The following is a 16,270-nucleotide window of genomic DNA, read 5'->3' as shown; positions in this document are numbered from 1 at the left end:
GTCGACCGGCCCAGCGGCCATCGACCGGCCCCTCGGCCGTCGACCGGCTCAGCGGCCGAGCACCGCCCGCATCACCGAGCGGGCGATCGGCGCGGCCAGCCCGCCGCCGGTGACGTCCGTGGCGTCACTGTCCGCGATCACCACGGCCACCGCCACCGGCGGCACCGCGTCCGAGCCGGCGGGCTTGGCCCAGGAGATGAACCAGGCGTACGGCGTCCCGCTGTTGTCCACCCCGTGCTGTGCGGTGCCGGTCTTCCCGCCGACCACCGCGCCGCCGATCCGGGCGTTGCCACCGGTGCCGTTCTCCACCACGTCGGTCATCAGCTTCTGCACCTGCCCGGCCACCGCCGGGGTCATCGCCCGCCGGTACACGACGGGCTTCATCAGCTGCACCGCGGTGCCGTCGTTCTTCGTCAGTTTGTCCACAAGCTGTGGACGCATCACCGTCCCGTCGTTGGCGATCCCGGCCGCGACCATCGCCATCACCAGCGGGGTGGCCGCGGTGTCGAACTGCCCGATCGAGGAGAGCGCCACCTGCGACTGGTTCATCCCGGTGTCGAAGTTGGACCGGGCCGGGCGCACCGGCATGTCCAGCCTGGCGTCGTTGAAGCCGAAGTTCTCGGCCATCGCCACCATCCTGTCCAACCCGGTCTGCACCCCGAGGTAGCCCAGCACGCTGTTGCAGCTGTAGACCATCGCGGTGTCCAGCGACTGGTTGGGCCGGTCGCACGCCGAGGTGTCGTTGACCAGCGGCGTGGTCGTCCCCGGCAGCACGTACGGGTACGGCACGCCGGTCGGCGCGTCGGGGTCGGTGACCACCCCGCCCGCGAGCGCGGCCGCCGCCGTGACCACCTTGAAGGTCGAGCCCGGCGGATAGGTCTGGCGCAGCGCCCGGTTGAGCATCGGCTGGTCGGTGTCGGCCTGCAGCCGGTTCCAGGCGGCCTGGTCGGTCGCGGAGGAGCCGGCGAAGCTGCCCGGGTCGTAGGACGGCGTGCTGGCCAGGGCCAGGATCCGGCCGGTGGCCGGCTCGATCGCGGCCACCGCGCCCTTCTGGCCGCCGAGCCCGCGCACCGCGGCCTCCTGGGCGGCCCGGTTCAGGGTGGTGTAGACGTCCCCGCCGGGGTTCTGCCTGCGGGCGACGGCGTCCCAGACCGCCCAGCCGGCCAGCCTGCTGTCGGTGCCGGACAGCAGGTCGTCCTCGACCCCCTCCAGCTGGGTGTTGCCGTACGCCTGCGAGGCGAAGCCGGTGACGGCCGCGTACGTCGGGCCGTCGGTGTAGGTGCGCTTGTAGTCGTACCGGCCGCCGGTGGGTTCGGAGCCGGTCACGGTGTCCGCGCCGACCCGGATGTCGCCGCGCGGCTGCGAGTACCGCTCGACGGTGAGCCGCTGGTTGGCGGCGTTGTGGTCGAGCTCCTCGGCCTGGAACACCTGCACCCGGGTGGCCTGGACGCACAGCGCCGCGACCAGCAGCAGGCAGAAGACGCCCGCGCGGCGCCCGGTGACGGAGATGCCCGGCAGGCCCTGCGGCCCGTTGCCCCGGGCGCGCGGACGGGAGCGGGTGCGCACCATCAGTCCTCCTCCGGCAGAGACGCGGACACGGGCAGGGCCGGGGCCGGCCGGCGCGCGATGTCGCTCATCCTCACCAGCAGCGCCACGATGATCCAGTTGGTGACCACCGAGGAGCCGCCCTGCGCGACGAACGGCAGCGTCATCCCGGTCAGCGGGATGAGGTCGAGCACCCCGCCGGCCACCACGAACACCTGGAGGCCGACGATCGCGGCCAGGCCGATCGCCAGCAGCCGCCCGAACGGGTCGCGCAGCGCGATGCCCGTCCGGAACCCCCGGGAGATCAGCAGCGCGTACAGCAGGAACACCGCGACGAGCCCGGTCAGGCCGAGTTCCTCGCCGATGGTGGCGAGGATGAAGTCCGACTTGGCGGCGAAGCCGATCAGCACCGAGTGCCCGTCGCCGAGCCCGGTGCCCAGTTCCCCGCCCCAGGCGAAGGCGAACAGCGACTGGGCGATCTGGTTGGCGCCCTTGCCCGCCGCGATCGAGCCCAGCGGGTCCAGCCAGTCCGTCACCCGGCTGTGCACGTGCGGCGAGAGCCAGCCCACCGTGACCGCCCCGACCGCCGCCAGGAGCAGCCCGATCACGATCCACCCGGTGCGCGCGGTGGCCACGTAGAGCATCACCACGAACAGGCCGAAGAACAGCAGCGAGGTGCCGAGGTCCGTCTCCAGCACCAGGACGCCGACGAACGCCGCCCAGATCAGCAGCACCGGCCCGAGCACCCGGCCGCGCGGCAGCTGCCAGCGCCAGACCCGGCGGCCGGTGAGCGCCAGCGCGTCCCGGTGGACCGCCAGGTAGGCGGCGAAGAAGACGGCCAGCAGGATCTTGGCGAACTCCCCCGGCTGGAAGGACAGCGGCCCGAGGACGATCCAGATCCGCGAGCCGTACACCGGCGGGAAGAAGATCGGCAGCACCAGCAGGACCAGCGCCACCAGCGCCCCGAGGTAGGCGTACCGCTGCAACCGCCGGTGGTCGCGCACCAGCAGCACGACCGCGATGAACAGCGCCACCCCCAGGCTCGACCAGAGCAGTTGGGTGGAGGCGGCACCGGCGCCCGAGGTGGCCCGGTCGAGCCGGTAGATCACCACCAGGCCGATCCCGTTGAGCAGCACCGCGATCGGCAGCAGCAGCGGGTCCGCGTACCGGGCCCGCCGGCGGACCACGGCGTGCGCCAGCAGGGCGAGCACGCCGAGCGCGGCGCCGTACTGGGCCGCGTCGGCCGGCACCTCGCCGTCCAGGTTGACGCCGACCTCGACGTAGCCGAACACGGCGATCAGCACGGCGGCCAGGACCAGCAGCAGCTCGGTGGTGCGCCTGGTCGGCACCGGCCGGCTCGGCCGGGCGGCGGTTCTCGTCACGGCGGGGGGTGTCGCCACGGACCGTCCTGGGGGTCGCGGGGAGCCGGGAGCACTGTTCCGGGGGATGACGATCGGGGCGGACCGGCGGTACGAGGCCGGTTCACCCAGGTTCGTCACCCTAACGAGAACTATCCATGTGTATTGGCTCTTCGCTGCGGTGTGTCCGCTATCGGCGGGAATCCCCCGCTCACTCGGGCCGCCGCCCGGCCAGCGCCGCCGTCCCGGCCGCCACTGCGGCCAGCAGGGCGGCGGCGAGCGGCAGTTCCGCCCACGGCACGGCGACCCGACCGGTCCGGGCCGCGGAGACCAGACCGCGGACCGCCGCGTTGGCCGGCGAGAGGGGCGCCACCAGCGCCAGCGAGACGAGCACCAGCGCCACCGCGATGCCGTACTGCGGCCGCACCGGCACCGGCCGGTTGGCCAGCGCCCCGGCCGCCACCCCCAGCAGCACGCACACCACCGCGGCCGACGCCCCGGCCGCCAGCGCCGGTCCGGCCGGCGGCTGCCGCTCGGCCCCCGGGTTGGCCACCGTCCCGCTCAGCCACCACAGGGCCGCCACCTCGGCCGCCGCCAGCACCAACCCGGCCGTCAGCGCCGCCAGCAGCGCACCCAGGTGCACCCGCGGCGGCCCCGCCGCCGCGACCAGGCAGGCCCGCGAGGCCGGCGGCTCCGCGCCGAGCACGCTGCGCACGTACCAGGCGCTCACCGGCAGCAGCACGGCCGCACCGTAGCCGAGGTCGCCCAGCAGCGGGTTGCCCGCCGTCACGCCCACCACCAGCAGCAGCGCGTACGCCAGGAACGGCGGCAGCCAGGCGTGCGAGCGCACCAGCAGTTCCAGGTGGTACCGGGCCAGCGCCCCGATCTGCCTCACCGCTGCTCCTCCCGCTGCCGCACCGCCAGCACCCGGACGGCCGGGCGGCCGAGCAGCAGCCGGCGCAGCAGCGCGTCCGAGTGCGCGGCCGGCACGGTCAGCCGCACGGCCGTGCCGGCCAGCGGGGTGAGCCGCGGCGCCCCGGGCAGCCGGGGCGGCAGCGGTGTGCCCTCCGGGACGTCCACCTCGACCTCCACCGCCGGGCCGCCGCCGTCCGGCGCGGGCCCCGTCTCCTCGGCGGGCCGCAGCCCGCCGTCCTCGCCGACCCGGTAGGCGGCGCTGGTCAGCCCGGCCAGCCGGGCCGGGTCGTGGTCGACGAACAGCACCGCGCCGCCGTCCGCCGCCCGCTCGGCGGCGGCCTCGTCCAGCACCGCCCTGGCGTCGGGGTCGAGCCCGGTCCAGGCCTCGTCCAGCAGCAGGACCGGGGCCTCGGCGAGCAGTGCCTGCACGACCGCGACCTTCTGGCAGGTGCCCTTCGACAGCCGGCTCAGCGGCGTGCCCGCCCGGTCCGCGATGCCGAAGCGGTCCAGCCAGTCCCCGGCCCGCCGCCGCGCCAGCTCCGCCGACAGCCCGTGCACCCGGCCCACCCGCAGCAGGTACGAGGCGGCGTCGAACGGCAGCGCGGGCGGGAAGCGTTCGGGCACGTACGCGGCGGCGCCCGGGCGGGCCACCCGCCCGGCGGTCGGCCGCTCGATCCCGGCAGCCAGCCGCAGCAGCGTCGACTTGCCGCTCCCGTTCGCCCCGGCGATCCGCACCAACTCCCCCGGCCCGACGGCGAGATCGACCCCGCGCAGGACCCACCGGCCGCGCCGACCGTACCGTTTGCCGACCGCCGCCAGTTCCACCCTGCCCCCGCTCCCGCCCGGACTCGCACGAAACCCGCACGAAAGGCTATCCGGCCCCGGTAGGGCGAGCGTAAGTCGGCGCAGCCCCGACAGCCCTTCCCCGCACCGGAGTTCACGCCGGGGCGGGGTGGCGCACGATCCGGACTCGTTTCGCCATGGCGAACTGATGATCCCTAGGATCACCAGGTGACTACCGGACGACGACCAAAGACCAGGCTCGGCAGCCTGCTGGCCGCCCTGGCGATAACGGGCGCCTCGCTGCTCCTCGGCCTGCCCGCCCACGCCGACGAACCATCAGCCGGCGCCGCCACGCCCAAGGAGGCCCCCAGGGTCGACCTCGTCCTGGACGTCAGCGGCTCCATGAACGAGCGGGACATCCAGGGCAAGAGCCGGATCTCGGTGGCCCAGCAGTCGCTGAACGACGTGATCGACGCGCTGCCCGCGGAGACCGAGTTCGGCATCCGCACCCTGGGCGCGAACTACCCCGGCAACGACAAGACCCAGGGCTGCCTGGACACCAAGCAGCTGTACCCGGTCGGCAAGACCAACAAGGTCGAGGCCAAGACGGCCGTCGCCACCCTGCGGCCCACCGGCTGGACCCCGATCGGCCTGGCCCTGCGCGGCGCGGCCCAGGACCTCGGCAAGGGCGAGACCACCCGCCGGGTGGTGCTGATCACCGACGGCGAGGACACCTGCACCCCGCCCGACCCCTGCGACGTCGCCCGCGAACTCGCCTCCCAGGGCATCCACCTGGTCGTCGACACCCTCGGCCTGGCCCACGACGACAAGACCCGCCAGCAGTTGCTCTGCATCGCCAACGCGACCGGCGGCACCTACACCGACGTCCGCACCCAGGAGCAGCTCACCGACAAGGTGAAGCAGTTGGTCGACCGCTCCAACGACACCTACGCGGTGACCCCGGTGAAGACCTCCGGCGCCGACAAGTGCGAGAGCGCCCCGGTGCTCGCCCCGGGCGTGTACAGCGACCGCGAGAAGTTCTCCGAGCACCGCGTCTACAAGGTCCCGGTCAAGTCCGGCCAGGAGCTGCGCGCCTCGGTCAGCGTGGGCCTGGACCGCGCGGTGGCCCGGGACTACGGCGTCCTGCTGCAGGCCACCAGCGCGACCGGCCAGGAGCTGGTCCGCGGCACCGACGCCGGCAGCAGCCGCACCGACGTGATCTCCACCGGCCTGCGCTGGTCCACCAGCGACTCCAAGGGCTACCTCACGGCCGGCCCGACCGCCTCGCCGAGCGCCAAGCCGGAGACCACCGTCTGCCTGGTCGTCAGCAACTCGCTGGCCCCGCAGGCCGGTGTCCAGGCCGACCCCGGCCTGCCGCTGGAGCTGACCGTCGACCTGGCCACCGCCTCGTCCGCCCCCGAGGGCGCGGCGATGGGGCTGGGCCGCGGCTGGATCCTGCTGCTCACCCTCACCCTCGCCGGACTGCTGTTCGGCCTGGTGTTCGGCTGGATCGCCCGCTGGCGCATCTCTGTCTGGCGGGAGAACTGACCATGCGTACGACCCTTCGCGGCGCCCTCGCCGCCCTCGCCCTGCTGCCCGCCCTCGCGCTGGCCGCCCCGGCCGCCTCCGCTGCCTCGCCCTCGCCCTCGGCGAGCGCGAGCGGCACCCCGGCCCCGGCCACCAAGGCCGGCACCTCCTTCCTGACCGCGACCAACCTCTCCCCCGGCCAGGACGCCAACGTCGCCGCCTCCACCGGCGACTACCTGTACTGGGCGTTCGGCGCCTCCGAGGGCCAGACCCCGACGATCGGCCTGACCGTCAACCTGGCCCCCGCGACCGACCGCCACGGCCCGCAGACCTGGTCCGTCGAGGTCTTCGACGGGCTCCGCCGCCGCCAGGCCTGCACCGCCGGCACCCAGAACACCACCGGCGACCAGGCCGCCACCACGCTCGCGCTGAGCTGCACCCTGCGCGAGATCCGCTCCTGGGCCGAGCCGTGGTCCGGCGACCCGCTGCCCGGCACCTACTACGTGCGGCTCTCGGTCAGCGACGTCCCGCAGCCCGACCTCGGCCTGGCCACCTCCGTTCAGTTGCACGTCGCCGCCAAGGGCAACGCCGACAACGCCCAGCCGGAGGGCGGCGAGCTCAAGGCCCCGCTGGTCCCACCGGCCGGCGGCGGCGCCAGCACCGCCAAGGCGGCCGCCCCGGTGGCGGCCGAGGAGCACTGGTACACCGGCTGGTTCTCCGGCTGGAACAGCCGCTGGTACTGGACCATCGGCGGCGGCGCCCTGGCCGCCCTGGCGGGCGTCCTGGGCTACAACCTGACCCGGCACCCGCGCGGCCACCGCCCGCCCCGCTACGGCGCCGTCCCGCCGCAGTCCGGCGCCCCCCAGCCCGGCCCCTACGCCGGCTCCCAACGCCCCTGACCCACCCCGCCCCACCCCGCCCCACCCCGAGGGCCGGCCGGACTCCTCCGGCCGGCCCTCGGTCGTTCCCGTCCCCGTCCGCGCCCGAACGGGCCTACGCTCGAACCATGGCCCGGCAGCCCGGCGGCAGGATCGTGGTCGGCGTGGACGGCTCCCCGCCCTCCCGCGCCGCCGTCCGCTGGGCGGCCCGCCAGGCCGGCCTCACCGGCGGCCCGCTGGAGGCGGTGGCCGTCTGGGACTTCCCCTGCCTCTACGGCGAGCACGGCCTCGTCCCGCCCGCCCTGGACGGATTCGGGCCCGAACGCCGCGCGGCCCAGATCCTCGACGAGGCCCTGGCCTCCTGCCCCCGGCCCGACCGCACCCCGCCGGCGCGCCCGCCGCCCGTGCGCCGCCGCCTCACGACGGGACCGCCCGGCCCCGCCCTGGTCGCCGCCGCGGCCGGCGCGGCCCTGCTCGTCCTCGGCAACCGCGGCCGCTCCACCCCGCCCGACGCCCCGCTCGGCACCGTCGCCCAGTACTGCCTCCACCACGCCCGCTGCCCCGTGGTGATCGTCCGCGACTGACCGTCAGCTCACCGGCCCACCCCCGCCGCGACGGCCGTCACACGGCCAACTCCCGAGCCCCCGCGCCGGATCGCCCCCGGACGACGCAGCAGCCCCGCCCGGCCTGACGGCGGTTTCTAGGGGCCCTTGTTGGGTGGGCCGTTCACGAGTGGGGCTGACCTGCTACGACGCGGCAGGGTGCCCGTACCCTTCCCACAACTGCGAAGATCACTTCCCGAATCGCCGTGCCCGCCGTGACCACGCCGAGGCCCACCGGTGTTCCGCGAGAAGCTCTACTGAGCATCGGTTCGCCGTGGCGGCGGCAGGAGCCTTCCCCGGTACATCCAGGCCAGGTGCCACCGTCCACGGCAAGACCGACGGGCGGTTCCGCCTGCGCCCACTCGACTACTCTTCCGCCTGCTCAGGCCACCGTGGTTCCCATTCGGCCAATCCAGCACTGAAAATCCCCCGCGCCATCGCTTGGCCGGCCACCAGACATGTGCCTCAAATGAGGATAAGCGCCACCACTCGCCTTACGGATTGCAGCGACACATCCAGACAGGAAGACGTAAAGTAACGGCCAAATGTAAATGTTTACAAAAAAACGTCGCCCCCGTACCGATACAGGCGAGATAGATTCCCATCGAAGCGCGACCGCAGGGGTCGGGGCTTTTCGAGGGGAATAACGACATGAAGCTCACCCAGCGGATTTCGGCTGTCGCGCTGGCGACGGCGACGCTCGCCGGCGGCATGACTGCCATGGCCACCAGCGCAAGTGCGGAAACCAGCACAAACGGCGGCGGCCTCTCAGTGACCAGCATCAACAACGGTTACGACGCTTACTACGCCGCCTCGACCTCATCCACTGTCCGATTCAAGCTGGAGTGCCGCGACAACACGTTCCGGTGGGACCAGGGATACTTCAACGCCGCAGCCGGCTCGGGCTACTCCTACTTCTTCAACGTGGGCTCCGGCAAGGGCTGCCGGGTCCAGCTCATCAACACAGCAGGCAACATCATCACTCAGACCGGATTCGTCGCCTGAGGATCGTAATCCACATTGAGGCCGCGCTGCCATCCGGCGGCGCGGCCTCAAACGATACAGATGAGACGGGTTCCTGCCCCATGAAATTCACCGCCACTCTGGCCTTGCCCCTCATTTTCGCCTCCATGCCGATCGCGCAGACCGCGCCGCCATCGGATGTGCCGCGGGCCGACCTGCGCAGCCTCGTTGAGAACGTCGTCCTGGCCGACGGCTACCGCTATCAGGCGACTGACAGTGCGGGGCGGTCGATGGATGCTGCGAAGATCATCCAGGATGAGACCGGCGACTACCTGGCCGTCTACCACACCATGCGAGCCGATGGGCGCTATCACGCGGCGATCGCATTCTCTTCCGACCTTCTCACCTGGACTTTCGCTCAGGATTTCGGCGCCGGAAGTTCGCAACCGACAATCAGTCGGGTCGGAAACGGCGGCTACGTTGTCGCCTGGGAGCAAGATCCGAACAATCATGTCGCAGTACGCTACTACGCCAATCGGGTAAATCTCCTCGCAGCTTCGGCCTCACGCCAGTTCGATGCCCCACGGACCCTGTCGCGCTGCGCCGAAGGAACACCCAATATCTACTCGGTCACCCTTGGTCCGGATATTGATCACTCGACCATCGACATCGGAGGCCACTACTACGCGAACTGCGACGTGGACCGCCAGATGCGCGCAACGCTCACCAACTTCTCCTCCTGGTCGGCATCGACCCAGCCGAACTTTGACAACGCTCTCCTGTACTGGAATGTCCGAGGAAATATCGGCGACCGGGATTCCTTAAGTTTCAAGGGATTTCCATTCGGGCTGATCGAGGGGCAGTACGAGAAGGGAAAGTTCGAATCCTGGAGAACATTCATCTACGATTACACGACTGGGAACGCCGACAGGACCAGCATCCATACACATGCCGGGAGTGTCGCTTTCGCCAATCCGAGCATCACCAGGATCAAGACCCCTGCGGGAGCGGATGCCCTTCTTGTCAGCCTTTTTATCCCCTCAGAGGGTGCGGCTGGCGGGGAAGCCGGCCAGCTAATTTACTTCCGCAAATACTGAGGGCTTCGAACCACCAAATCCCCAGCGACTCCGCCTGCTACACCGCTCATCCCTTCTCTGCCCTGAGGAGAAGCAGAACGGTCGAATCAGCGCGACCGCGAGGGCCTCCTCTACGAGGCCGGCAGGTACGTCAGCCACCGAACAGATCGTGCCCCACATCGGACGGGACTACGTCCTGGATCGGCTTGCTGTCCGGGCCCGGCACGTGTTCCCCGGGAATGGGGGTGCTGCCCTCCCGGTGCAAGAGGGCTACTCCGTCCTCGGCCCAGACCTGTCGGTACCCGTGATCCAGTAGGAGCTGAATTCGGTCGGCCTGCTGCTTGTCTGTGGCAAACGGGAAGGACCGCTTGTTGGACCTGGTGAGGACGTACTCACGTCCTCGTGGCGTCTCGTCCACCAGCACCACATTCGTTCTGGCAGTCAGCCGCGGTGCGATCTGGTTGTCCGCCTCGACCGATGCGCCATCGGGAATGAGCGCCGCTGCCCGCACCAGCGCAGCCTCGCTCGGTTTGGGCTGCCAGTATGACGGCACCGCGAGATGCGCCAGTCCCATCGGCACTGCAGCGACCAACGCGCAGCAAGCGGTGGCCAGGCCCAGCCCGCGGGTTCGTCGAAACGTCCGCTCGTCGGTGATCAGTCTGCCCAGCACTTCGACAGTGGCCGTGAGCATGATGGGCCAGAGCATGGAGTCGTAGTGGCGGGCGATCGACCAGTGGTTGGGGTTGTTGGAGAGGATCCGCTCGGCCAGTAGCGGAAGCGCGCACAGCACGGTCGCCGACCGCAGCGGCAGCAGGAACATCGTGCCGAAGAGCCAGAGCAGCAGCAGCGGCTTGAGGGGTTGGTCGAAGGCCGCCTGGACCAGCAGCAGCGGGTCACTCAGCACGTTGCGGAGAGCACTGCCGGCATCGGGGCCGAGCAAGCCGTAGTTCCAGTAGTACCCCGGTTCGCCGCCCATCCCCGGGATCAGCCACTTGATCGCCACCTCTGATGCGAGCGGTCCGCCCACCAGCAGGCCGACGCCCGTGAATCGACCGGCGCGATCCTCTGAACCGCGTGCACGCAGCAGCAGCACCAGGCCGTAGGCCGCCACCATGAGGCCGAGGTCTTCCTTGGTGCAGCACAGAAGGACGGCTGCGAGTGCCACCGTGCCGTACTTCCGAGCCAGGCCTCGCTCCAGCATCAGCAAGGTCAGGGGGACCGCGAAGGCGACCTCGTGGAACCCGACCCGTGAGGCGACCAGGAGCGGCCACCCCAGCGCGTAGACGAGGCCAGCCAGGTCGGCGGCACGACGGGCGGTCCTGGGCTCTGCGGCGGCGAAGCAGTGGACGGTGATCCGTCGGATCAGTGGCACTCCGGCCGCGAAGAGCAGAGCCTGGCCGATGATCAGCGAGCGGGGATCGTCCCAGATCCAGTACAGCGGTGCGAGCAGAGCCAGGATCGGGGAAAAATGGTCACCCAACAGAGAGAAGCCCGGCGGGAACTCGTGGTGGTAGCTCTTCAACGACGAGACGGGCAGCCCGAAGTGGGCGTATCCGCGCACGCCCTGGTCGAAGATGCCGAGATCGAAGCCGCCGAGCGACGCGGACGTCCAGCCCTGCATGCCGATAGCGCACATGACGGTGAAGCAGAGGACGCTGAGCATCGCGGTGCGCCGGGCTGGCGTGAGACCGACGATCCAGGAGGGCTTCCGGTCACCCTGCGCAGCGGCAAGCGGCGGCAGCGCGGATTCCGTCTGAGTGGTCACGTCAGACCTGATTCGTCAGCGCGGCATCATGATCGGTCCTGCTGGCCGGGAGGCCTCGGTCTTCTCCGGAGCCGTTGCCGACCGGACGCCACGCACGGTACAGGCGCAGCCCCACGACGACGAGAACGGCGATGCCCAGAGGCGGGTAGATCGAGCCGGGTAGTTGCCAGTACCAGGCGACATCGCGTCCCCATCGGTGGGGCGGTATCCACATGGCGTGGGAGAGGAAGACCGCCAGCGTGATGCCGAGCAGCACCCGCCGCGCCGTGCTCCTGGCCTCCACGGCCAGCAGCGCGATGAGAGGGATGCACCAGACCCAGTGGTGGGTCCAGCTGATCGGCGAGATCAGCAGCGCGGTGAACGCGGTGCAGACAGCGCCCCAGGCGTCGGCCCGGCGCAGCACCCGTGCGGAGCGCCCGGCCAGGACGGCCACCGCGAGTCCGAGCGTCCCGACGAGAGCGGAGGCGGCGAGCCCGACCAGACCCGGGTCGTTGACGTCGAGGAGTCGACAGACGGCGCCCCGGAGCGACTGGTTGTCCATGAGGACCGTGACGCCTACCCGGCTCGGGTCCCAGAGGTAATTGGTCCAGAAGCCGAAGGAGGCGTCGGGCAGCACGAGCCAGCCGATCAGACCGGCCGCCAGGAACGTGCCTCCTGAGACCAGTGCGGCTCTGATGCGTCCGGTGAGGAGCAGGTATACGGCGAACAGGCCTGGAGTGATCTTGATGGCGGTGGCCAGGCCGATGCCCACGCCCTTGAACCGGCTCCGGTCCGGCCGGGTCAGGTCCCAGAGAACCAGGCAGAGGATGCCGAGGTTGACCTGGCCGTACTGGAAGGTGGTGTACACCGGCTCCAGCCAGACGCTGAGGCCCGTCGCGAGAAGGACGGCGGCCGAACGGTGACGTGCGCGGGGCCACCCGATCAGGCGGAGGGAAAGGTGCACGGCCACGGCGAGCAGGGCGAGGTTGAGGAGCATCACCAGAACCCGCAGCGTGCTCACGTCGAACCAGGTGCTCGGCACGAAGAGCATCGCGGCGAAAGGCGGGTAGGTGGCCGGCAGGTCCCACCCGGGCACTCGCATCGCGTACAGGTCCTCGCCATGGACGACCGCGGCGCCCTCGGCTCGGTAGACGATCATGTCGACCATCGTCGCCCCGTGGAAGTGACGTACGACGGCGAACACCGCCAGTGACGCCACTGCGACACAAGCCGCAACCACGGTCCAAGGTGTCGATCTTGCGGGGCCGGAGGTACCGATGCGTTGATCCATATCTGCCTGCCGTACCCACCGTTTCAGATCGAACTCGCGCACCGCGATGGCACCCCGTTGAGATAGACCAGATCGTTTCCCTCATCAGCGTCTGGGCCCGACCACGATAACCGACCCCTAACGGCCGACCCCGACCTCTCCGGGGACCGCGCCTACACCCACGCCCGCGCAGAGACCTTCCACCAGCCCGTACGCGCGCTCGGCTGGGAACCCGTCCTGGACTACCGCACCGACATGATCCGCAAGCTTCCCTGGCGCCCGGCCTCGTCCAGCTCGCCCGGAATGGTGGCCGCCGTGAAGACGCCGCTGCTCCTCTGGGCGGTGAACCGCACCTCATCAGCGACGTGAGCAGGGAAACTGACGGTCTTGCCGTGGAAGTCCAGATTCACCGTCTGCGCGTCCACGGTTACGTTCCACTGGATGGGCAAGCGCCTCTGCACCTTGGTCTCAGGCGTGATCTCGTCCAGCCGCTCCAGGTCCAGCAGGTGCCCTCGGAGTGCAGGCGCGTTCAGTGAGACCCCCTGGGTAACGACCGCCGCCACTGCGCTGTCGACGTCGATCTTCGACGACAAGTCGGCAACCAGTTCTGCCAGGGTGCCGCGGACCTGTTGTTGCACCTCTTCGCTGCCCGTGAAGCCCATCGGCAAGCCACCCCGGTACCTGACGTCCGACTCAACCACCTTCTGAACGGCCTCGTACAGCACGTTCGCCCAAAGGATCGGGTGCACCCCGATGGTCAAGTGCAGCGATGCCTCATCAGTGGAGGTTCCGGCGTGCACCGTGCCTCGCGGCAGGTACAGCAGATCCCCAGCCTTCAGCTCGAACTCCGATACCAGGGCAGGGGTCGGCTGATCACGGTCGTACGGCTGGCTGCGAAGCGGCAACGGCAGCGGGGAGTCGAAGAGCTGCCAGCGATTGGTCCCGTGCACCTGAACGATGAAGACGTCGTGCATGTCGTAGTGTGATGCGAACCCCCTGGCACTGGCCGGCGTCAGGTAGGAGTTGACCTGGATTCGGGCACCGATCTCGGACCCAAGCGACCGTGTCAGGCGGTTTATCGCCGGAAACCGGTCCTGGATCGAGTTCATGACGACCGTCGCGCCCGCACGGTATCGCGAGTAGACAGCCTCCAGGGCAGTGTAAGAGCTACCCGATCCCAGCTCCGAGACGGGCGTCTCCTTACCGTCCTGTACGACGCGCAAATGCTCCAGGTTGCTCCCCGACAAATTGAGAGAATGATCGTAGTCGGCGAGCGTCACCAGTTCCGAGAAGTACTCACGATCCTCTCGTTGCACGAGCAGAGGCTTTCGCTCCCAGTTCTCTTGCTGGAACTGCGAGAAGTTCATCGGGTAAAGAAGTCGCGCAAGCCAGAAGTACAGGTTTTCCTCTTCCTTCGCGCCGATGGAGCGCAAGGAATCATTCATTTCTTTCCCCTTTCGCGACTACCACTGTCGGCCACTCGATGGCCACCTGGAGATATTCCCGAAGTGACTCAGAAGCCTCGAAAGGCGCTACATCCAGGCGGCCGTGCGTCACAGGGTTGACGCACCGTGTCCACCTCTGGAACATTGAGCCACCCTTTGGGGCTACTCAGCTTGCAGCACAAGGCTCGTGCGCATACGTCTCAATGACCTTCGGGCGGCACCCGCCGGCAAGCTCCGGCCTGCGACATGTGAGGCCCATCACGTTTGACGACGAATTGATGTGAATGGATCGGCGCCAAGCTCACTCAAGGCGCGTAAACCGGAAATTCCCTGAGAGGTCGAAGGTGAATTGCTGATTGACATGCCTGGCATTCTGGCCCTTAGCTTGATTCCGGGCGGCCGATTGGCGCCCCGAACCTAAATCAGGAGTTGGGAGAATCATGGCAACGTCGCTCAATCCCGAGGACATCACGGTCGTGTAATCCGCCGGCGCTGGAGCTTCGGCTCACGACCGCAGCCACGGCAAGTACGACGACCAGGACAGCAATGACAGCGGTCTGCAGGACGCCTACCAGCGTGCGCTCGGCAACTACACCGGCCCTGTCGACGACAACGACTGATTCGCGGCTTCCACTAGCGCGGATAGAAGTGTCGTAGCGTAATTCCGAACGACCCCATGGGTGGTGCCGCCCCGCGGCCGCACCACCCATGGGAGTCGCTGGTGCCATGTGAGAAGCACTGGAACGGCTCGGTCCGGTGCGATCAGGTTTCAGCCCAGTGGGTCCAACCCAGCCTCGTAGACCGCGATCACCAGCTGGGTCCGGTCCCGGGCCCCCAGTTTGGTGAGCAACCGACTGACGTGGATCTTGACTGTGCCGACGCTCAGGAAGAGCTGATCGGCGATCTCCGCGTTGGACAGGCCCCGAGCAACGAGGAGAAGAATCTCCAACTCTCGTGCCGTGACTCCCGTCGGCTGACGCCGGGGCGGACCTGCAGCCGGCCGGGCCGTGTACTCCTCGATCAGCCGCCGCGTGACGCGGGGAGTCAGCAGTGACTCCCCGGCCGCCAGTACACGGATCGCGTTGATCAACTCCTGTGGCGGCGTGTCCTTCAGCAGAAAGCCGCTGGCCCCGGCCTTCAGCCCCTCGAAGGCATACTCATCGAGGTCGAAGGTGGTCACGATGAGTACCCGCACACGAGCCGGCGAGAGGCCGGCGAACAACCTGCGGGTGGCGTCGATGCCGTTGAGTACCGGCATCTGTACATCCATCAACACGACGTCAGGCTGTTCGGTCCGCACCAGGGCGACCGCTTCCTCACCCGTCCGTGCCTCCCCGACCACCTTCAGGTCCGGAGCAGAGTTGACCATCAGACGGAAGCCTGCCCTGACCAGTTCCTCATCGTCTGCGATCAGTACCCGTGTCATGCAGCTCTCCGGACACTGTGCGTGCGGCGAGACCGGATCCGCGTGTACGCCACCGTTACTGGCCCCCATCCGCGTCCAGCTCGGCCATGGCCTTGATAGGCAGGCTCGCTGTCAGACGGAAACCGGCCGGCAACACCGTTCCGGCGGTCATGCACCCGCCGTACAACGCGACCCGTTCCTGGACCCCCACCAGCCCGTGTCCCTTGGTGAGCTGACCGCAGCCGGCCCCTGCACCTCGATCAAGGATCTCAACCACGACTTCGTTCTCACGATAGGTGACGGTCACACCTGCCCAATCGGTGTTGGCATGCTTGATGACGTTGGTCAGTCCCTCCTGTGCGATGCGAAAGGCTGCAAGGTCAATCCCGCGCGTCAACTGGCAAGGATCCCCTTCGGTGGTCACCTGGACCTTGACCCCGGCGAGTTGAGCCTCCTCAACCAGCCTCGGGAGGTCAGCCAGGCCCCCCGCTGTGAACTCCGCCTCCTCGCCGTCCCGCAGGACGCCGAGTAGCAGGCGAAGCTCGCGCAGAGCCGTACGACTCGTGTCCTGCACCGCTGCCAGGCACACAGCCGCCTCTTCGGGCTGGGTGGCGATGATATGGCGAGCGACTCCGGACTGGATCGCGATGATGCTCAGGCTGTGTGAGGTGACCCCCGGATTGTGGACACAGGGGTTTACGCCGCGAGTGAGAGTTTAGCCGTCGTGCGTTGCTGTTGTTCGAACTCCATCGGGGAGAG

The 16,270-nt window shown here is 69.4% G+C and carries 14 protein-coding genes; 5 read left to right on the top strand and 9 right to left on the bottom strand.

Annotated elements, in window-relative coordinates:
• Window positions 1–48 precede the first annotated feature (48 nt).
• The 4 genes from ACIPLC_RS29745 to ACIPLC_RS29730 all read right to left on the bottom strand — a co-directional run bounded on the left by ACIPLC_RS29745 (window position 49) and on the right by ACIPLC_RS29730 (window position 4,643).
• Complete coding sequence (locus tag ACIPLC_RS29745; RefSeq protein WP_400476115.1) at window positions 49–1,569, bottom strand: penicillin-binding transpeptidase domain-containing protein; 1,521 nt, start codon at window positions 1,567–1,569, stop codon at window positions 49–51.
• Entirely contained in the window at window positions 1,569–2,927 is a 1,359-nt protein-coding gene (locus ACIPLC_RS29740) for an FtsW/RodA/SpoVE family cell cycle protein (RefSeq protein ID WP_400476114.1), read from the bottom strand. Before ACIPLC_RS29740 ends, ACIPLC_RS29745 begins: the two co-directional genes overlap by 1 nt.
• A 187-nt stretch (window positions 2,928–3,114) precedes the next feature.
• Complete coding sequence (locus ACIPLC_RS29735; RefSeq protein WP_400476113.1) at window positions 3,115–3,798, bottom strand: ABC transporter; 684 nt, start codon at window positions 3,796–3,798, stop codon at window positions 3,115–3,117.
• The gene (locus tag ACIPLC_RS29730) at window positions 3,795–4,643 is read right to left on the bottom strand and encodes an ATP-binding cassette domain-containing protein (protein ID WP_400476112.1); all 849 of its coding nucleotides are present in this window, start codon (window positions 4,641–4,643) and stop codon (window positions 3,795–3,797) included. The genes ACIPLC_RS29735 and ACIPLC_RS29730 overlap by 4 nt, the downstream gene beginning before the upstream one ends.
• Window positions 4,644–4,829: 186 nt before the next feature.
• Between ACIPLC_RS29730 and ACIPLC_RS29725 the strand changes: the two genes are divergently transcribed.
• The 5 genes from ACIPLC_RS29725 to ACIPLC_RS29705 all read left to right on the top strand — a co-directional run bounded on the left by ACIPLC_RS29725 (window position 4,830) and on the right by ACIPLC_RS29705 (window position 9,668).
• Window positions 4,830–6,149 (top strand): VWA domain-containing protein, encoded by a 1,320-nt coding sequence (locus ACIPLC_RS29725; protein ID WP_400476111.1) that lies wholly within the window; start codon window positions 4,830–4,832, stop codon window positions 6,147–6,149.
• Between the two features lie 2 nt (window positions 6,150–6,151).
• Complete coding sequence (locus tag ACIPLC_RS29720) at window positions 6,152–7,027, top strand: peptidase (RefSeq protein ID WP_400476110.1); 876 nt, start codon at window positions 6,152–6,154, stop codon at window positions 7,025–7,027.
• Between the two features lie 107 nt (window positions 7,028–7,134).
• Window positions 7,135–7,590 (top strand): universal stress protein, encoded by a 456-nt coding sequence (locus tag ACIPLC_RS29715; protein WP_400476109.1) that lies wholly within the window; start codon window positions 7,135–7,137, stop codon window positions 7,588–7,590.
• A gap of 669 nt (window positions 7,591–8,259) precedes the next feature.
• Window positions 8,260–8,613 carry a hypothetical protein gene (locus ACIPLC_RS29710; RefSeq protein WP_400476108.1) on the top strand — a complete coding sequence of 118 codons (354 nt, stop codon included), beginning with the start codon at window positions 8,260–8,262 and terminating at the stop codon, window positions 8,611–8,613.
• Window positions 8,614–8,693: 80 nt separating this feature from the next.
• Window positions 8,694–9,668: a hypothetical protein gene (locus ACIPLC_RS29705; protein ID WP_400476107.1), complete on the top strand. Its 975-nt coding sequence runs from the start codon at window positions 8,694–8,696 to the stop codon at window positions 9,666–9,668.
• A 130-nt stretch (window positions 9,669–9,798) separates the two neighbouring features.
• Here the strand turns inward: ACIPLC_RS29705 and ACIPLC_RS29700 are convergent, their stop codons facing one another.
• The 5 genes from ACIPLC_RS29700 to ACIPLC_RS29680 form a co-directional block, all read right to left on the bottom strand.
• The gene (locus ACIPLC_RS29700) at window positions 9,799–11,412 is read right to left on the bottom strand and encodes a DUF2079 domain-containing protein (RefSeq protein ID WP_400476106.1); all 1,614 of its coding nucleotides are present in this window, start codon (window positions 11,410–11,412) and stop codon (window positions 9,799–9,801) included.
• A gap of 1 nt (window position 11,413) precedes the next feature.
• Entirely contained in the window at window positions 11,414–12,550 is a 1,137-nt protein-coding gene (locus ACIPLC_RS29695; protein ID WP_400476105.1) for a glycosyltransferase 87 family protein, read from the bottom strand.
• Between the two features lie 353 nt (window positions 12,551–12,903).
• Window positions 12,904–14,106, bottom strand: coding sequence for a cupin domain-containing protein (locus tag ACIPLC_RS29690; RefSeq protein ID WP_400476104.1), 1,203 nt, complete (start codon window positions 14,104–14,106; stop codon window positions 12,904–12,906).
• A gap of 769 nt (window positions 14,107–14,875) precedes the next feature.
• A complete protein-coding gene (locus ACIPLC_RS29685; RefSeq protein ID WP_400476103.1) occupies window positions 14,876–15,532 on the bottom strand; it encodes a response regulator in 657 nt (218 codons plus the stop codon).
• Window positions 15,533–15,587: 55 nt separating this feature from the next.
• Window positions 15,588–16,169 carry a sensor histidine kinase gene (locus ACIPLC_RS29680; RefSeq protein WP_400476160.1) on the bottom strand — a complete coding sequence of 194 codons (582 nt, stop codon included), beginning with the start codon at window positions 16,167–16,169 and terminating at the stop codon, window positions 15,588–15,590.
• Window positions 16,170–16,270: the final 101 nt, after the last annotated feature.

The organism is Kitasatospora sp. NPDC086801, from assembly GCF_044745805.1.
Classification (GTDB): Bacteria; Actinomycetota; Actinomycetes; order Streptomycetales; family Streptomycetaceae; genus Kitasatospora.
Note: the sequence above shows the minus strand (reverse complement) of the source record. Positions and strands in the feature narration are given on the sequence as shown.

What these genes read in the sequence shown, in the direction of transcription:
- ACIPLC_RS29745 (WP_400476115.1), bottom strand. Translation starts at nt 1,569, where the DNA reads ATGGTGCGCACCCGCTCCCGTCCGCGCGCCCGGGGCAACGGGCCGCAG.
- ACIPLC_RS29720 (WP_400476110.1), top strand. Translation starts at nt 6,152, where the DNA reads ATGCGTACGACCCTTCGCGGCGCCCTCGCCGCCCTCGCCCTGCTGCCC.
- ACIPLC_RS29715 (WP_400476109.1), top strand. Translation starts at nt 7,135, where the DNA reads ATGGCCCGGCAGCCCGGCGGCAGGATCGTGGTCGGCGTGGACGGCTCC.
- ACIPLC_RS29710 (WP_400476108.1), top strand. Translation starts at nt 8,260, where the DNA reads ATGAAGCTCACCCAGCGGATTTCGGCTGTCGCGCTGGCGACGGCGACG.
- ACIPLC_RS29705 (WP_400476107.1), top strand. Translation starts at nt 8,694, where the DNA reads ATGAAATTCACCGCCACTCTGGCCTTGCCCCTCATTTTCGCCTCCATG.
- ACIPLC_RS29695 (WP_400476105.1), bottom strand. Translation starts at nt 12,550, where the DNA reads ATGATCGTCTACCGAGCCGAGGGCGCCGCGGTCGTCCATGGCGAGGAC.
- ACIPLC_RS29690 (WP_400476104.1), bottom strand. Translation starts at nt 14,106, where the DNA reads ATGAATGATTCCTTGCGCTCCATCGGCGCGAAGGAAGAGGAAAACCTG.
- ACIPLC_RS29685 (WP_400476103.1), bottom strand. Translation starts at nt 15,532, where the DNA reads ATGACACGGGTACTGATCGCAGACGATGAGGAACTGGTCAGGGCAGGC.